Source organism: Pantoea sp. BL1, assembly GCF_000963985.1.
Classification (GTDB): domain Bacteria; phylum Pseudomonadota; class Gammaproteobacteria; order Enterobacterales; family Enterobacteriaceae; genus Pantoea; species Pantoea rwandensis_B.
Genome location: NZ_JZRH01000047.1, coordinates 108,268 through 125,555, shown reverse-complemented (window position 1 = coordinate 125,555; position 17,288 = coordinate 108,268). Strand labels below are relative to the sequence as shown.

At 55.9% G+C, this 17,288-nt stretch carries 11 protein-coding genes and 1 pseudogene; 6 read left to right on the top strand and 6 right to left on the bottom strand.

What is annotated here, in order from left to right; translation table 11 throughout:
* Nucleotides 1-103 precede the first annotated feature (103 nt).
* The 3 genes from VH86_RS20105 (at nucleotide 104) to VH86_RS20095 (ending at nucleotide 3,894) form a co-directional block, all read left to right on the top strand.
* Nucleotides 104-685, top strand: a complete 582-nt coding sequence (locus VH86_RS20105; RefSeq protein WP_045833913.1) for an ACP phosphodiesterase — start codon at nucleotides 104-106, stop codon at nucleotides 683-685.
* A 164-nt stretch (nucleotides 686-849) separates the two neighbouring features.
* A complete protein-coding gene (locus VH86_RS20100) occupies nucleotides 850-1,659 on the top strand; it encodes an inositol monophosphatase (protein WP_045833912.1) in 810 nt (269 codons plus the stop codon).
* A gap of 282 nt (nucleotides 1,660-1,941) precedes the next feature.
* Nucleotides 1,942-3,894 carry an acyltransferase family protein gene (locus VH86_RS20095; protein WP_045833911.1) on the top strand — a complete coding sequence of 651 codons (1,953 nt, stop codon included), beginning with the start codon at nucleotides 1,942-1,944 and terminating at the stop codon, nucleotides 3,892-3,894.
* Between the two features lie 136 nt (nucleotides 3,895-4,030).
* Here the strand turns inward: VH86_RS20095 and proY are convergent, their stop codons facing one another.
* The 6 genes from proY to phoB form a co-directional block, all read right to left on the bottom strand.
* Complete coding sequence (gene proY, locus VH86_RS20090) at nucleotides 4,031-5,386, bottom strand: proline-specific permease ProY (protein WP_038648624.1); 1,356 nt, start codon at nucleotides 5,384-5,386, stop codon at nucleotides 4,031-4,033.
* A 67-nt stretch (nucleotides 5,387-5,453) separates the two neighbouring features.
* A complete protein-coding gene (brnQ, locus tag VH86_RS20085; RefSeq protein WP_045833910.1) occupies nucleotides 5,454-6,773 on the bottom strand; it encodes a branched-chain amino acid transporter carrier protein BrnQ in 1,320 nt (439 codons plus the stop codon).
* A 402-nt stretch (nucleotides 6,774-7,175) separates the two neighbouring features.
* Nucleotides 7,176-8,279 (bottom strand): cobalamin-independent methionine synthase II family protein, encoded by a 1,104-nt coding sequence (locus VH86_RS20080; protein ID WP_045833909.1) that lies wholly within the window; start codon nucleotides 8,277-8,279, stop codon nucleotides 7,176-7,178.
* A gap of 173 nt (nucleotides 8,280-8,452) precedes the next feature.
* Nucleotides 8,453-9,373: a PstS family phosphate ABC transporter substrate-binding protein gene (locus VH86_RS20075; protein ID WP_045833908.1), complete on the bottom strand. Its 921-nt coding sequence runs from the start codon at nucleotides 9,371-9,373 to the stop codon at nucleotides 8,453-8,455.
* A gap of 92 nt (nucleotides 9,374-9,465) precedes the next feature.
* Nucleotides 9,466-10,776: a phosphate regulon sensor histidine kinase PhoR gene (gene phoR / locus VH86_RS20070; protein WP_038648633.1), complete on the bottom strand. Its 1,311-nt coding sequence runs from the start codon at nucleotides 10,774-10,776 to the stop codon at nucleotides 9,466-9,468.
* A 15-nt stretch (nucleotides 10,777-10,791) separates the two neighbouring features.
* The gene (gene phoB, locus VH86_RS20065; protein WP_034830536.1) at nucleotides 10,792-11,481 is read right to left on the bottom strand and encodes a phosphate response regulator transcription factor PhoB; all 690 of its coding nucleotides are present in this window, start codon (nucleotides 11,479-11,481) and stop codon (nucleotides 10,792-10,794) included.
* A 197-nt stretch (nucleotides 11,482-11,678) separates the two neighbouring features.
* On the opposite strand from phoB, the pseudogene sbcD reads away from it, so the two are divergent.
* The 3 genes and pseudogenes from sbcD (at nucleotide 11,679) to VH86_RS20050 (ending at nucleotide 17,177) form a co-directional block, all read left to right on the top strand.
* A pseudogene (sbcD, locus tag VH86_RS20060) lies at nucleotides 11,679-12,890 on the top strand (exonuclease subunit SbcD).
* Nucleotides 12,887-16,564 carry an AAA family ATPase gene (locus tag VH86_RS20055; RefSeq protein ID WP_045833907.1) on the top strand — a complete coding sequence of 1,226 codons (3,678 nt, stop codon included), beginning with the start codon at nucleotides 12,887-12,889 and terminating at the stop codon, nucleotides 16,562-16,564. The pseudogene sbcD and the gene VH86_RS20055 overlap by 4 nt, the downstream one beginning before the upstream one ends.
* Before the next feature lie 193 nt (nucleotides 16,565-16,757).
* Nucleotides 16,758-17,177, top strand: a complete 420-nt coding sequence (locus tag VH86_RS20050; RefSeq protein WP_045833906.1) for a cell envelope integrity TolA C-terminal domain-containing protein — start codon at nucleotides 16,758-16,760, stop codon at nucleotides 17,175-17,177.
* Nucleotides 17,178-17,288 lie beyond the last annotated feature (111 nt).

Below are 17,288 nucleotides of genomic sequence, written 5' to 3'. Positions count from 1 at the left end.
GCAAATGGGAGCAGCACGATGTGCTGACTTTAGTCAGTGATGCAGGTGAGCGAGCGCAGCCAACGCACCTGTAACTTGAAGTATGACGTGTATATAATGCGCCATGAACTTTCTTGCTCACCTCCACCTCGCACAGCTGGCAAACAGCTCCCTGCTGGGCAATCTGATGGCCGACTTCGTGCGCGGCAATGTGCAGTCACAATGGCCGGAACCGGTTGTGGCGGGTATCGCCATGCATCGCCGGGTTGATGTTTTGACCGACAGCCTGCCGGAAGTGCGTGAAGCACGGCAATTTTTCCGGGCCGAAACGCGCCGCGTTGCACCGATTACCCTGGACGTCATCTGGGATCACTTCCTGGCCCTGCATTGGGATAGATTGCATCCCACGCAATCCCTGGTGGACTTCACCGCATCAGCTGAGCGTGAAATTATGCCGCAGTTGCCGGGCACGCCAGAGGGGTTTATCGAGCTGAATGCGGTGATGTGGCGCGAGCGCTGGTTTGAGCACTATGCTGAACCCGCGCGTTTGGCTCGCGTGCTTAATGGTATGGCACATCGCCGCCCGCGCCTGGCAGCACTGCGCGACTCCTATCAGGATTTTGTCGAACATTATCAGAAACTTGAACCGCTGTTCTTCCAGTTCTATCCGCGCCTGATGGACGCTGCGCGCCACCAGCAGCTCTAAACCCGCTTTTTTTCACAATCCCTGCATTTCCGCCTCTTGCCAGCCGCAGTCATCTGCGGCTTAATGAAACCTTTCTTAACTTTTGTTAAGTAGGTCACACCGCCAGGTCGCCTTTTTCGGCGTTTTTTGTCACTTCGTTTGCCAGAAAATGATAAGAGGGAAAGATGTCATCAGCTACGCTAACCGAACTTGACGCGCGTTATCACTTTGCCTGTGATGTCGCTAAAACTGCAGCCAGCCGCGCTTTATCCTGGTATCAGCAGCGTCATCAACTGGCGATTGAGCATAAAAAGGATTTACAGGATGTGGTCAGCGAAGCGGACCGCAACGTGGAAGAACTGGTCAAGCATCTGATTCGCGAGCGCTTTCCCGATGATGCCGTATTGGGTGAAGAGAGCGGCGGCGATACCGCAGGCGCGCGCTTTATCTGGGTGAACGATCCCATTGACGGTACCAGTAACTTCCTGAATGGATTACATAACTGGTGCGTGTCACTGGCGATAGTTTGTGAAAATGAGCCGGTAATTGGCGTGGTCTGCGATCCCAACCATCATGAAACCTTCCACGCCTGCCGGGGTAAAGGCGCATGGGTTAACGAAAAACGTATTCAGGCGCACAGCGCACAGCAGCTTAATCAGGGCGTGCTCGGCATTAGCAGTTCCAACAGCCAACCCGTGGAGCCATTGACGGCGTTTATTGGTGGATTGCTGTCACAGGGTGGCATGTTCATCCGTAATGGTTCCGGCGCATTAATGAGTGCCTGGGCCGCCGCCGGTCGTTTAATTGGTTATTACGAAGCTCACATGAATCCGTGGGACGGGTTACCCGGTATTGTGTTGATGCGTGAGGCCGGAGGCATGACCAATGATTATCTTGGTCACAATGGTCTGCAGCAGGGCAATCCTGTGCTGCTCGCCAATACGGTTCTCTACCCCCAGCTCAAAGCGCTGTTACCCGCGCATATTAGCCTGTAGCTGATTTACCACATCATAAAAGATAAGCCTGAAGGATAATCCAGGCTTATCTTTTCGCTGTTTATGCTTCAGCCCGGCAAATATAAATCACACCCTATAGTGCGATTATTCTAATTTTCTTGCGCCCTGATATTTAGCGGCTAAAAGCGCGTATTCTGTCAGCGTCAATCATCCCTTGTAATACACATTTTTCTCCTTTGTAATTTTTTTCGGCGACAGGATGCGCCGATTTATTTTTTCTGGAACGCACAACCATCCTTATCCTAACTTCTGGGTTAAATTATGACTGCGAATGCCTCTCACCGCTATCGGGCGGATATTGACGGCCTGCGCGCCGTTGCCATAATTCTGGTGGTGCTTTTTCATTCCGGCGTTAACTCGCTGCAGGGCGGTTTTATTGGTGTCGACCTTTTCTTTGTTATTTCCGGTTTTCTGATCGGCGGCATTATCAGCAAAGAAATATCCGAGGGTCGCTTCTCATTTTATCAATTCTATTTGCGCCGCATTCGACGTATCGCCCCTGCGTTATTTTTCATGATGACGATATTGCTGCTACTGGGCTTTACCCTGCTCTCACCACTGGAGTTCAGCCAGCTAGCCAAATACAGCCTGTCGGTATTTATCGCCGTACCCAATATGCTGTTACTCAAGAGCGGCGACTATTTTAGTACCGATTCCGATTTAAATCCCCTGCTCATGACCTGGTCATTGGGAATAGAAGAACAGTTCTATATTGTGCTGCCCTTCATTCTGCTTTTGGCCGTACGACTCAAACGTTCGATGCGCTCTGTAGTACTGATACTGAGTGTGATCTCTTTGGTGGCCTGTATCGGGATCACACCGTTTGCCACCACCCACGCCTTTTATCTGTTGCCAACCCGCGCCTGGGAACTCGGTGCCGGTGTGCTGCTGGCGCTGTGGAAACCACAACCGCTCACTGGCCGAGCGGCCAGCCTGCTCAATTTACTGGGCTGGTTGATGATAATCTCCGCCAGCCTGTTGCTCAGTAGCCATAGCCAATTTCCGGGCTGGTTGGCGATCATTCCCGTGCTGGCGGGTTGCCTGATGATCGGTGCGCGCAGCGAGCTTAACCAGTTACTGTTAGAAAATCCGCTGATGCGCTTTATCGGCAAGATCTCTTATTCCTGGTACCTGTGGCACTGGCCGCTGCTGAGTCTGGCGCGCATCTGTAGCGATCATCCCCTTACCGTCTGGCAAGGTCTGATGATCAGCGGCACAGCGCTGGGTCTGGCCTGGTTTTCGTGGCGCTTTGTCGAGCAGCCCTTCCGCCAGACGCGCATGGGCACGCGTTGGGTGATCCCCGGCTACTGTGCCTCATCCCTGATTGCGGCGGGCGCGATGCTGCTGTTGTGGCAAACCGGGGGCATGAAATCGCGGGTTAGTGAACTCGTCGTCAATGCGGACAGCTGGAAAATTTCGGCGCAGCGTAATCCGTGCTTGCTTGATTACGGGGCAAACCTGCCCTCCGGGCATGAGGAGTGTCATCCAAACACCGATCGCCCCGGTATCGCCTTAATTGGCGACAGCCACGCTGCCGCACTGCGTGCTTCGGTGTCGGGCTATGCACAACGTCAGCATAAACCGCTGTATCAACTCACCAAAGCCTCCTGTCCGTTTCTGATTGGTGCCACGCGCGTGGTGAGCCAAATGCCACATCATGCGCAGCAATGCATCACCTTTAATCAGGAAGTGCTGAAGATGGTGCTGAGCGACAAGGTGGACGAAGTGGTGATCAGCGCCTATTGGGCATCGGGTATGAGCCTGTTACCCGGTGCTGGCTTCCGCGAAACCGGCCATCCCGAGAAGAGTAACCTGGAGGCGCTGCATGCGGGTATGGATCGCGTGGTGGCCCAGCTGACTCAGGCGGGAAAAAAGGTCACGGTCATTGAGGATGCCCCCTCAGTGGATGTCGACCCACTCCGCTACAGCAATAACCGTAACATCCCGATTCGTCGCGAACTGAGCGCCTGGCTGAGCAAATGGGAAGCCCCGCCGCTGCTCTCTGAGCGCACCAGATTGTTCCAGTTCCCGGAAGAGGCCGTGGAGAAATTATTACAGCGCTATAAGCAACAAGGCGTACGCGTGCTATCACTGCGAGAGAATCTGTGTAATGAACAGGGCTGTTTGATCACCAGCGGAGGATTGCCGCTCTATTATGACGACAATCACCTGAGTCCGGCGGGCGGCGAGATTGCGTTGGGGAGCAATTGGTAGTTGCGCTACGATCTGAAACGTTGAGCACGTTTACCCTGCTCAAAAGCTCAGGGCGGGAATCTCTCCCGCCCTGAAGGATAACCCTCTCACCACGCTTAACGGGCAAGCACTCAGCCCGTTATGCGCATCGGGATAATCAGGCTTTACGTTTCTTCGCCAGCGGCCAGGCCAGCAACAGCAGCACAATCCACGCGAAGCCGACATACAGCGACACACGCGTGTCAGGGAAATAACCGATCAAGGCAATGATGAACACCAGGAAAGCCACGCCAACCCAGGCCGTTTTGCTGCCGCCTGGCAAGGCGAATTGCAGTTTACCTGCCTGCTCTTTGCCAATTTTGCGGCGAAACGCAATTTGCGACAGCAGAATCATGATCCACACCCACACCGTGGCGAAGGTCGCCAGTGACGCGATCACCAGGAACACTTTTTCCGGCATCAGGTAGTTGAGATACACCGCGATCAGCATCGCCACCATCATCACCAGCACGGTGACCCACGGAATCCCGCGATCCGAGACCTTCTGGAACATCTTCGGCGCGTGGCCCTGCTGCGCCATGCCGTGCAGCATACGCCCGACGCCAAACACGTCGCTGTTGATCGCCGAGAGTGACGCCGTCAATACCACAAAGTTAAGAATCGAGGCCGCAGCCGCAATGCCCAAATGCTGGAAGGTCAGCACAAAAGGACTGCCGGAGGTGCCGACCTGGTTCCACGGATAGATCGACATGATGACAAACAGCGTACCGACATAGAACACCAGAATGCGCAGCGGAACCGAGTTGATGGCGCGTGGGATCGACTTCTCTGGCTCCTCCGCTTCACCGGCGGTAATCCCGATAATCTCAATGCCGCCATAGGCAAACATCACCATCTGCAATGACAGCAGCATGCCCACAATGCCGTGAGCGAAGAAGCCACCGTTGGTCCACAGGTTATGGATACCCGTAGGCTGACCGCCGTTGCCGATGCCCCAGAAAATCATGCCAAAACCAGCGATAATCATGATGATGATGGTGGCAACTTTGAAGAAGGAGAACCAGAACTCCACTTCGCCAAACACCTTCACGCTCATCAGGTTAATAGCACCAATAATCAGCACCACCGACAACACCCAAATCCAGTGCGGCACTTCCGGGAACCACACGCCCATGTAGATACCAAAAGCCGTCACGTCGGCAATCGCCACAATCAGGATTTCAAAACAGTAGGTCCAGCCAGTGATGTAACCCGCTAACGGCCCCAGATAGTCTTGCGCGTAGCGCGAGAACGAGCTGGCCTGCGGGTTATTCACTGACATCTCACCCAATGCACGCATGATGATGTACGCCACCGCACCGCCGATGATGTACGCCAGCAGCACGCTGGGTCCTGCCATTTTGATCGCATCCGCCGAGCCGTAAAACAGCCCGGTACCGATTGCCGATCCCAGCGCCATAAAACGGATGTGGCGCGTGCTCAGTCCGCGTTTGAGCTTGTTGGTTTCTTGCATAACACCAATACCTTGTAAATGAAAAAACCACGGGCAAGCCCGTGGTTGAAATTAACAGCAATGTCGCTTACTGGTGGACAGCGACTTGTTCGCGTCCTTTTGCCCGATCCACCACCGCGGCAATCACCAGCATCACCAATGATGGCGGCAACCAGGAAAGTCCCTGATCGGCCAGCGGCAGATGCTGGCTGAACAGCGGCAGCACATCTTTAAAATTGGTGGTTTTGATGGCATCAACGATGCCAAACAGCAGGCTAACCAGCATGGTTGGCGCGATAATGCGCGAGCTCTTATTCCACCATTTCAGGGTGAAGCTCAGCACCACCAGCACGATGCACGGTGGGTAAATCGCCGTCAGCACCGGAATGGAGATCTGAATCAAGTGGCTCAGGCCGAGATTCGACACCACCATCGAGAACAGACCCAGAATAAAGACCAGCGTCTTATACGACAACGGCAAGTATTGCGCAAAGAATTCTGCACAGGCGCAGGTCAGGCCAACCGCCGTGACCATGCAAGCCACGAAGATCAGTGCCGCCAGGAAGAAGCTACCCATACCGCCAAAGGTCTGCTGCACATACGCATGCAGAATCGCCGCACCATTGGCATTCTGATCGACCAGGCCGGCGCTGCCAGAACCGAGTTTGAACAGGCTCAGATACACCAGCGTCAATCCAACACCGGCAATCACGCCCGCCAGCATGGTGTAACGGGTCAGCAGTTTCGCATCTTCAACGCCGCGAGAACGTGCAGCATTGACAATAACAATACCGAACACCAGCGCACCCAGCGTATCCATCGTCAGGTAGCCGTTGACGAAGCCACTGGAGAACGCCGCACGCTGATAATCAGCCGTGGCAGGTGCAATCCCCCCTGCTGGCCACAGCAGCGCAGCGATACCCAAAATGGTCAACGCCACGATTTTCAGTGGTGCGAGGAAGTGGCCAACAGTGTCCAGCAATTTCCCCGGATACAGAGAGATGCCGATCACCAGCGCAAAGTAAATCAGGCTGTAGATAAACAGCGGCAGTGCACCGTCACCCGTCAGCGGAGCAATCCCCACTTCAAACGAGACGGTCGCCGTGCGCGGCGTCGCAAACAACGGACCGACCGCCAGGTAGCAAACCGTTGCCAGCAGCAGACCTGCGGCTTTGCCAATCGGTGAGCTGAGGGCATCAATGCCGCCGCCCACGCGCGCCAGGGCGATAACGGTCATCACCGGCAAGCCAACAGCCGTAATCAGAAAGCCGAAAGCGGCAATCCAGACGTGTTCGCCAGACTGAATCCCCACCATCGGTGGAAAGATAATGTTTCCTGCGCCAACGAACAGGGCAAACGTCATGAAGCCCAGCGCCAGGATATCCTTGGAGGTTAAACGATGTGTCATAAACTTCTGTACTGCCTGTAGCTGATGTTGCGGTGGAAGTTGAGTGCGTGTTGTCCTCTGCATGCGCGAAAACAAAGGCTTACCTGATGAAGTCAGAGCGTTATGCGGGCCTAATCGTTAAAGCGCAGGTGATTTAATCTACTTTTCTTCTGTTCGCAGAGGGATAAATCGACAACGGCGCAAATTAAAACGTTTATAGCGAAGAAAGGCAATACAGGATCGGAAAACCAGAAGGATATAACAAGAAAGTGATACAAAGCAGTGTATCAGCGGGGAATAGCGCGAAAACACCTCAGATGATTTGCTTAAAGTTTCCGCATTGCGGGAGATCTCCTCGCAAAATTTGGCTTTCAGATGCACAAAAGGCGCGATTTACGCGCCTGTTTGCACAAGTTTACAGCATCACCACACCTGATTGGCGATATCCACCACCAGACGAATCTTCTGCCACTGCTGCTCTTCCGTCAGGCTGTTGCCCTCTTCTGTCGAGGCAAAGCCACACTGTGGGCTGAGGCAAATCTGGTTCAGGCTAACAAACTGCGAAGCTTCCTGCAGGCGCGCTTTCACCTGATCCGGATCTTCCAGTTCACCGTTTTTGGTGGTGATCAGACCCAATACCACTTGCTGATGGCCGGGTTTGATAAAGCGCAGCGGTTCAAAACCACCGGAACGCTCGTTGTCATATTCGAGGAAGTAGGCATCAATATTCACCTGCCCAAACAGAATCTCGGCCACCGGCTCATAGCCGCCTTCGGAAATCCAGGTTGAGCGGAAATTGCCGCGGCACACGTGCAGACCAATGGTCAGGTCAGCCGGTTTATCTTCCAGCGCTTTGTTCAGCACCTCAGCGTAAATACGCGCCAGTTCCTGCGGATCTTCACCACGCTCACGGATCTGCTGCTGCTGATCCGAAGAGCACAGGTAAGCCCAAACGGTGTCATCCAGCTGCAGAAAACGGCAGCCCGCCGCGTAGAAAGCCGCGATCGCATCTTTGTAAGTCTGCGCCAGGTCAGCAAAGTACTCTTTCAGATCGGGATAGACGGTGGCATCGATCACCTTACGCCCACCGCGGAAGTGCAGCACGCTTGGGCTTGGGATGGTCATCTTCGCCACAGCGTCACCCGCAATGCTCTTCAGAAAGCGGAAGTGATCCAGCATCGGGTGATGCGGATTAAAGGCTAATTTGCCCGTGACTTTCACGCCGTGTGCTTTGGTTTGTACGCCGTTGAACTGGATGCCCTGCTCCGCTTCAAATAGCTCAACGCCTTGCAGATCGCCAAAGAAGTCAAAGTGCCACCAGGCGCGACGGAACTCGCCGTCAGTGACCACCTGCAAGCCGTTGGCACGCTGATGTTCGACCACGTGGCGGATTGCTTCATCTTCTACCTGACGCAGTTGCTCAGCCGTGATCTCGCCATTAGCAAACTGCACGCGCGCTTGCTTGATCGCCGCAGGACGCAGAAAACTGCCGACGGTATCGGCACGGAACGGTTGTTGTTGTGGCATGTTCACTCCTGGCTAAACGCATAATTGCGTCAGGGTATAATTTCATCTGGTTATTTACAGCCATCTGGATGGCTAAATGTCCAGAAAGAGTGACATGCTGAAACAAATTGGGCAATGGAAGAAAATTCAGGTGACGTGAATAAAATTCATGATCGGATGCTCGTTCTTCAATTTTACTCAATGGCGGCGCGCGCCTGGGCCATCTGACTTTCGGAAAGTGGCAAATACCCGGCTTCCGTTACCCGGCGCTGCCCTTCTGGTGATAACACCTGATGTAAGAACGCATTCACCAGCGGCGGCAGCGGTTTGCCCGGCGCTTTATTGACGTAAATATAGAGCGGGCGCGACCACGGATAACGGCCACTGCGAATGGTTTCGGCGTCCGGCATCACGCTATCGCCGCTGGCAGTGACGATCGGTACCATCTTCACGCCACTCAGGTGAAAGCCAAAACTGGCATAACCAATGCTGTTGGGGGTCGCCGCGACCGCTTGCACCACCGCCGCCGAGCCGGGAAACTCCGCGACGTCCGAACGGAAATCCCCTTTACACAGCGCCTGCTGTTTGAAGAAGCCCCAGGTACCTGATGCCGAATTACGGCCAAAACGCTGAATACTGCGTCGCGCCCAATCCCCCTGGTTGAGGCCAAGATCACCCCAGTGCTGCGGCACCGAGTGCGCACCACACAGACGAGTGACAGAGAAAAGGGCATCGAGTTGCGGTTGATCGATACGCGTTAGCGGGTTGTCCTGATTGACCACCACCACCAGCGCATCCATCGCCACGGGCACCGCCAGCGGGGGATAGCCATAGCGCGTGGTAAACAGTTGGCGTTCATCAATTTGCATTGGGCGGCTCATCGCCCCAAGCTGGGCAGCACCTGCTGCCAGCGCGGTGGGGGCGGTTGAAGATCCAGCCGCCTGTACCTGAACGTTAACGCCCGGTGACTGGCGGCTGAAATCCTCGCCCCATAAGGTCATCAGATAGCCGAGGGTGTCGGAACCGACGCTGCTCAAATTGCCGGTGAGCATGGTTTGTTGGCTTTGTGCCAGCGTAGAGCACAGCAGCAACGTGAACAGCAACAGCGATCTCATCAGGTTTTCCGCAAATCAGGTCATGAACATTGAACTGCACATTCTGTCGCGCCGCGAATCATCACGCAATCAATTGCGCCACTTGATCGTGCTTAACTGACCTTACTGTGCACGCTCTTCGCCACAATCAAACGTGGCGGCAGCACGAAACTAAAACAGGTTTCCTGATGCGGAATACTGGTGATTTCCAGCCGCGCATTATGGTGGCTCAAGGCATGCTTAACGATCGCCAACCCTAAGCCACTGCCGCCGGTGGCGCGCGAGCGTGCTTTATCCACCCGATAGAAACGCTCGGTCAGGCGCGGCAAATGCTCCTCGCTGATCCCCGGGCCGTTATCACACACTTTGAACTCCGCCCCTTCTTTGCTGCGCAACCAGCTGATATCCAGTCGCGTTCCGTCCGGTGTGTGATTCACCGCGTTGTACACCAGATTGGAAATGGCGCTGCGAAGCTGTTCGTCATTGCCGAAGACTTTGAGGTGCGGATCGGTGCGGAAATGAATGCTGTGCCGGCCCTGGCTGAGCGTTTCCGCTTCGCGCTGCAACAGTTGCAGCATGCCCGGAACATCCACAGTCTCTTTGAGATCGATAGCGGGCGCGGCCTCGATACGCGACAAGGTCAGCAGCTGTTTCACCAGGCTATCCATGCGACGTGTCTGCTCCTGCATGGTGTGCAACGCCTTACTGCGCGTGCGCTCGTTCATCGTCGCATCGTCCATCATTTCCAGATAGCCCTGCAACACCGTTAACGGCGTACGCAGTTCATGACTGACGTTGGCAAAGAAGTTACGTCGTGCCCCTTCCAACTGGTGCATCTGCGTGACATCGCGCGCCACCATCAACCATTGCCCTTCGCTGTAGGGCATCACACGGAACTCCATATGATGTTGATTGTTCAGGACCAGCGTCAGCGGCTTGTCAAAATCACGCTGGCGGATATAGCGGGAAAACTCAGGATAGCGCAGCAAGTTGAGGATGTTCTGGCCATTATCTTCCGGCCAGCGTAGCCCAAGATGCTGTTGTGCCAGTCCGTTGCACCAGAAAATGGTGCCCTCTTCGGTGGTCAGAATCACTGCATCGGGCAGAGATTCCGCGCCGCTGCGGAAGCGCTTAATCAGGTTACCCAGCTCACGACGACGGCGACGGTTACGCAGTTGCATCTGGTACAAACCGTAGAACAACGGTTCCCAGCTACCGCGCCCGGCAGGTGGCGTCATAGAACGATCGACCCACAGCCAGTGCGACAGACGCATCAGGTTTCTAAAGTGCCAAAACATCACACCCGCTACTGCAATCAACAGCAGCCAGGGCAGATAACCGAACAACAGACCAAGCACCAGCGCGGGCAAACAGACCAGCGCCAGCTCAGTCAATAATCTCTTCCAGGAGAGTCGTTCCAGCACGGTAAAAGACTCCGTTTAGTAGCGGGCAGAGAAACGATACCCTGTTCCGCGTACGGTTTGAACCATGCGATCGTGGCCAGATACTTCCAGTGCTTTACGTAAACGACGGATATGCACATCAACAGTACGATCTTCAACGTAAACGTTGGTACCCCATACGTGGTTTAGCAGCTGCTCGCGGCTGTAAACACGCTCCGGGTGCGTCATAAAGAAGTGCAGCAATTTATATTCGGTCGGTCCCATTTCCAGCGGGGTGCTTTCCGACATCACGCGATGCGAGGAAGGATCCAGGCTCAGGCCCTGCATCTCAATCACCTCTTCCACCGCCATTGGTGAAATACGGCGCATCACCGCTTTGATACGTGCCATCAGCTCTTTCGGTGAGAAAGGCTTGGTGATGTAGTCATCGGCGCCGACTTCCAGACCGCGTACGCGATCCTCTTCTTCGCCGCGTGCCGTCAGCATCATCACCGGGATGTCGCGCGTCATGGCTTCACGTTTCAAATGTTTAATAAACTGAATACCGCTGCCTCCCGGCAACATCCAGTCCAGCAGAATGAGATCCGGCCAGGGTTCGATCAGCTTACCAATCGCGCTGTCGTAGTCTTCTGCCTCAATAGGCTGGTAATCATTCTGTTCCAGCACGAAACATAACATTTCACGGATGGGAGCTTCGTCTTCCACAACCAAAATGCGCTTAGCCATTATAACTCCTGCTGTTGTGACGGCTTGTCACTGGGATTTGCGGCGCCATTATGCGTCACTTTTATGACACTTTTATGAAAAACCCGACCTATGATAAATAGTTAAAAAACAGAAATGAGACAACGATTATCGCTTTTTTTTCTTTGCGATCTGAAGAGGTTATAATTCGCGTTCGCTTAACGAAGCAGGGAGTATTCATGCGCATCATTCACACCGCGGATTGGCATCTCGGTCAGTTCTTTTACAGCAAAAGCCGGGCGGCTGAGCATCAGGCCTTTCTCGACTGGTTGCTGGCCCAGATTGCCCTGCATCAGGTGGATGCCTTAATCATCGCCGGCGACCTGTTTGATACCGGTTCGCCGCCAAGCTATGCGCGCGAGATGTTTAACCGCTTTGTGGTAGCGCTGCAACCAACGCAGTGCCAGCTGATTGTGCTGGCAGGCAACCATGATTCCGTTGCCACACTCAATGAATCGCGCGAGTTGCTTGCCTGTCTAAATACCCGAGTGATCACCAGCGCCACGCCGCAGGGCGAACAACAGGTGTTGACGCTGCATCAGCGCGATGGCACGCCGGGCGCGCTGCTGTGCGCCATTCCCTATTTACGCCCGCGCGACATTCTGCGCAGCCAGGCAGGGCAATCCGGGCGCGAGAAGCAGATCTCACTGCTGGAAGCGATTGAGCAGCATTATCAGCAATGTTATGCCGCGGCGCTGACCGAACGGGCCGATCGCGCACTTCCCATCATTGCCACCGGGCATCTCACCACCGTTGGGGTAACGAAAAGCGACTCGGTACGTGATATCTACATCGGCACGCTCGACGCCTTCCCGGCGCAGGCGTTTCCTCCCGCTGATTATATCGCGCTCGGCCACGTTCACCGGGCGCAGCGTATTGCTGATAGCGAGCATATTCGCTACAGCGGCTCACCCATTCCGCTCAGTTTTGACGAACTGGGACGTGAAAAAAGCGTATCCCTGGTGGAGTTCAGCGATCAGCTCAATCGCGTCACCCCCCTCCCGATCCCGCTGTTCCAGCCCATGCAGATGTTAAAGGGCTCAATGGCTGAGATTGAGCAGCAGCTGGCGCAGTTTAGCGATAGCGATGCCGGACAGCCGGTGTGGCTGGATATTGAAATTACCACTCAGGAATATTTGAGTGATTTGCAGCGCCGCGTGTAACAGTTGACCGAAGCCCTGCCGGTGGAAGTCCTGCTGGTGCGCCGCAGCCGCGAACAGCGTCAGCGCAGCCTGGCGCGTATGGATAACGAAACCCTGAGCGAATTGAAAGTTGAAGAGGTGTTTGCTCGCCGTCTGGCGCAGGAAGAACAACTGGATGCCGAACACGCCGAGCAGCTCACGCAACTGTTCCGCACTACTCTCGCCGCGCTGGAGAATCCGTCTGCATGAAAATCCTGACGTTACGCTTCAAGAACCTCAACGCGCTGCGCGGTGAATGGTTTATCGATTTTCGTCGTGAACCCTTCGCCAGCAACGGCCTATTTGCCATTACCGGCGCGACCGGCGCGGGTAAAACCACCTTGCTGGATGCCATTTGCCTGGCGCTCTACCACCAGACGCCGCGCCTTGGCGTGCTGTCGCAGACACAAAACGAACTGATTACGCGTGACACTGCCGAATGCCTGGCGGAGGTGGAATTTGAGATTAAAGGCGAAGCCTGGCGCGCCTTCTGGAGCCAGAACCGCGCGCGTGGCCAGGCCGACGGCAAATTGCAGGCACCGCGCGTCGAGCTGGCGCGAGTGGCGGATAACCAGATTGTGGCCGATAAGGTCGGTGACAAACTTAAGCTCATAGAAACACTTTCCGGCCTCGATTTTGATCGTTTTACCCGTTCAATGATGCTGTCGCAGGGTCAGTTCGCTGCCTTCCTTAACGCCAAACCGGGCGAGCGTGCCGAACTGCTGGAAGAGCTGACCGGCACAGAGATTTACGGCCAGATTTCGATGCAGATTTACGAACGCTGGCGCACAGCACGCAGCGATCTGGAGACATTGCGCGCGCGTGCTGGCGGCATGATGTTGCTGGATGAGGGGCGTCGCACTGAACTGATGCAGCAAGTTGAAGCGTTAACGGCTCAGGAAAAAATGCTGAGCGATCAGCTTGAGCAGGCGCAACAACAGCAACAGTGGCTGACACAATCTCACCAGCTGACGCAGGAGCAACAGCAAGCCGAACAGGCTAACCAGGATGCCGAGCAGGCATGGCAACAGGCGGAGAGCGATCGCCAGCGCCTGGCACGTGCGGAGCCGGCTGAGAAGCTGCGAGAAAAACTTCAGCAGCGTGAGCAATTGCAACAAGATCAACAGCTCGCCACCCAGCAGGCACAGCAGTTGCACACGCAGCAGCAAGATGCGCAAACCACACTGCAGCAGGGTGAAAAAAGCTATCACACGGCACAGCAGGCGCGTGAGCAGGCACTCGCCGGTCAGCAACAGCTGGAAACCTTGCTGACCGAGCAGGTGATTCCGCTCGATCAACAGATCGCCAGTCGTGCACAGCAGTTGACGGAGCAGCAGCGCCTGCATGCGCAGCAGTCACAGACAGTGCAGCAAAGCCAAAACGCGCTCAATCAGCATCAGCTAACCCGTGAGCGCTTACAGCAGCAACTGGCAGAACAACAGACATTTCGCAACCGTGAAGCGGCGGTGGCGCTCTGGGGGCCAGAGCTGACGCGCTGGCAGGCCGATATCGCTCGTTTCGATGAACGCGAACAGGCGCTAACGCAACTTCGTGCACAGCAGCAACAGCAAAACGCACTGCTGACACAGCAGCAGCAGGCGATTGCCGAAGGTGATCGCGCGTTGCAACCTTTGCAACTGGCTGAGGCGCAGGCCAGCCAGCAACGTCAGCAAGCGGAGCAGGCACTCACTTCACTTGAAGCCGCCGTCAACAGCACTGCGCTGCGTGCCGCGCTGGCCCAGCATCAACATCAGCGCGCGCCACGCCACCAGCTCAGCTTATTGGCAGCACGCTGGCAGTCGTTGCAGCCGCAGTTGCAACTGCGGCAACAAAAACGGGCACAGTTACAACAACAGCATCAGCGCGATGAACAGGCTTTGCAGGCGCTGCGCGAGGACTACAAGCGTGAGCATCAGGCAATGCTGGATATTCGCAAAGTCTGCGAGCTGGAGCGCACCATCGCACAGCTGGCTGATGAACGCGCCCGGCTGCAGCCCGAGCAGCCCTGCCCACTGTGCGGCTCATGCCAGCATCCGGCTATTGAGCAGTATCAGCAATTACAACCGGGCGAAAACCAGCAACGACTGGCGGCGCAGGAAGCGCTGGTCAGTAAGCTTAAAGAGTCGGGCACCGCGAAAAGTGAGCAGCAAAAGCTCGCATTGCAACAGCAGCAGGTGCTGCAACAAGAGATCATCGAATTCGAGCAGCAACTCGCCGTCGCACGCGAGCAGTGGCAAGGCCTCAGCGGTGAGCTGGCACTTACCTGCACGCTGGATCAGCAAGATGTCTTTACGACGTGGCAACAGCAGCAGGATGAGCAGGAAGCGGCGCAGCAGCAGCAACTGCAGCAGCGCGAAAAGGCGGCGCAAGCGCTGCAACAGGCCAAAGACGCGCATCTGTTAAAGCAACAGCAGAGGCAACAGCAGCAAAGCGCACAACTGCTGGCACAGCAGCAGCTGAACAACCTACAGCAAACGCTTGATGAGCTGAACCAGCGTGAAACGCAGGCACACAGCGCCTGGCAGCAGTTAGCGCAGCAGCTGGAACAGCAGTTAACGGCACATCAGTTCGCGCTGCCCGATCGCGATGCCCGCGCCAGTTGGCTGGCCACATTGCAGCAGCGCTGGCAAGCCTGGCAGCAGAGTGAGCGCTTGCTGGCCGAGCTACAGCCACAGCTGGCTACCGCCGACAGCGAGCAGAGCAACCTGCAAAATAATCTGACGCGCGAGCAGCAGCATCTGGAGGCCTTGCAGCACGCGCTTAGCAGCCTGCAACAGCAACATGCAGAACAGCAGCAGCAGCGCCAGCAGCTGTTTGGCGATCGCCAGGTGAGCGCCGCACGCCAGCAGCAGCAGGCCACACTGCAACAGTGCGAACAAGCGCTGGCACAGCAGTTGCAGCAGTGGCAGCAGGCACAAAGCCAGCTGCATAGCCTGAATGGTCAATGTGAGCAGATTGATAGCCAACTGCAAGCCATGCAGCTGCGCATACAGGCTGCGGAAACGGCGTTTAACAGCGCACTCCAGCAGAGCGATTTCATCGACGAGCAGGCATTGCGCAGCGCATTGCTGGACGAACAGGATATGCAGCATCTGCGCCAGCATCTGCAAACGCTGGAGCAACAGCGTCAGCAGCAGATCGCGCTGCGCCAACAGCTGGCGCAGCGCGTGACAGCCCATCAGCAACAGCGCCCTGCTGCCTTAAGTGACGAGGTGGCGGCGGGTCTCGCTGAACAGCTGGAATCACTGCGTGTGGCACTGCGTGACAATGCCCGCCAGCAAGGTGAAGCGCAGCAGCAGCTGCACAGCGATGCCCAGCAGCGTCAACAGCAGCAATCGTTACTGACGCAGATTGCCAATGACGAGGTAGAGCTGACACAACTGGGTCGCCTGAATGATTTAATCGGTTCAGCCAAAGGCGATAAATTCCGTCGCTTCGCCCAGGGCTTGACGCTCGATCATCTGGTATGGCTGGCGAACCGGCAGCTCGACCGTTTGCACGGGCGCTACCTCCTGCAACGCCGCGTCACCGATGAGCTGGAATTGGAAGTGGTCGATACCTGGCAGGCCGATGCCACGCGCGACACCCGCACGCTGTCAGGCGGCGAAAGTTTCCTTGTCAGCCTCGCGTTGGCACTGGCGCTGTCAGATCTGGTCAGCCATAAAACGCGCATTGAATCGCTGTTCCTTGATGAAGGCTTCGGCACGCTGGACGCTGAAACGCTCGATACCGCGCTGGACGCCCTCGACGCACTGAACGCCAGCGGTAAAACCATCGGCGTGATCAGTCACGTTGAAGCTATGAAAGAGCGCATCCCGGTGCAGATCCGAGTGCGTAAGATGAATGGACTGGGTTACAGCAAGCTGGAGCTGCCGGGGGAATAAACCTTCGTCATGCCGTCATACTGAGCCTGCTTTGGCAGGGTGCGACCACCAGGCCGCCCCTGCCATTCGTCTGTGTGACGTGCGAGCCGTTCCGCGAATCATTCTGGATCTCATCAGAGTCAGAGAAATGCCATAGCAATCCCCTTACTGCTCGGTACACTGGCCACCATGTTTTGCAAATCCGGGCAAAGAGATGAACGTATTTCGCCACATTGCTGGCGCATTGTTGTTGAGCACTCTGCTCAGCGCCTGCCAGCAGGCTCCATCTCATCCCACGGAAAGTATGACCAACCTGTGCCAGCCACAGAGCGAACCGGGCAGCGCTTCCTGCAAATGGGCTAATGAGATGCAGCACCAGCTCAACCGGCAATTTTCCGACGCGGCACATTACGCTGGGCAGCAATGTATGGTGCGGCTGGAGTGGCAAAAAAGCGGACGCTATGCGGTTACGCAGACGCAAGGTGATGAAACTCTGTGCCTGCGCGCCTGGCAGTTGCTGGGGCAGTCGAAAGGATTACCACCGCCGCCGGATCGCACCCAACCCGCGTGGTTCGGCTTCGCGCCGCATCAGGCTAACTTGCCAGTCCATCCTGGCGCCACTGGCGCGGGCTGATGCCAAACCTCCCAACCCGCGTGGTTCGGCTTCGCGCCGCATCGTGCTAACTTGCCAGCCCATCCTGTCGCCACTGGCGCGGGCTGATGCCAAACCTCCTAACCCGCGTGG

Coding starts and splice junctions, on each gene's coding strand:
- VH86_RS20105 (WP_045833913.1), top strand. CDS start 104: ATGAACTTTCTTGCTCACCTCCACCTCGCACAGCTGGCAAACAGCTCC.
- VH86_RS20100 (WP_045833912.1), top strand. CDS start 850: ATGTCATCAGCTACGCTAACCGAACTTGACGCGCGTTATCACTTTGCC.
- VH86_RS20095 (WP_045833911.1), top strand. CDS start 1,942: ATGACTGCGAATGCCTCTCACCGCTATCGGGCGGATATTGACGGCCTG.
- proY (WP_038648624.1), bottom strand. CDS start 5,386: ATGCAAGAAACCAACAAGCTCAAACGCGGACTGAGCACGCGCCACATC.
- brnQ (WP_045833910.1), bottom strand. CDS start 6,773: ATGACACATCGTTTAACCTCCAAGGATATCCTGGCGCTGGGCTTCATG.
- VH86_RS20080 (WP_045833909.1), bottom strand. CDS start 8,279: ATGCCACAACAACAACCGTTCCGTGCCGATACCGTCGGCAGTTTTCTG.
- VH86_RS20075 (WP_045833908.1), bottom strand. CDS start 9,373: ATGAGATCGCTGTTGCTGTTCACGTTGCTGCTGTGCTCTACGCTGGCA.
- phoB (WP_034830536.1), bottom strand. CDS start 11,481: ATGGCTAAGCGCATTTTGGTTGTGGAAGACGAAGCTCCCATCCGTGAA.
- VH86_RS20055 (WP_045833907.1), top strand. CDS start 12,887: ATGAAAATCCTGACGTTACGCTTCAAGAACCTCAACGCGCTGCGCGGT.
- VH86_RS20050 (WP_045833906.1), top strand. CDS start 16,758: ATGAACGTATTTCGCCACATTGCTGGCGCATTGTTGTTGAGCACTCTG.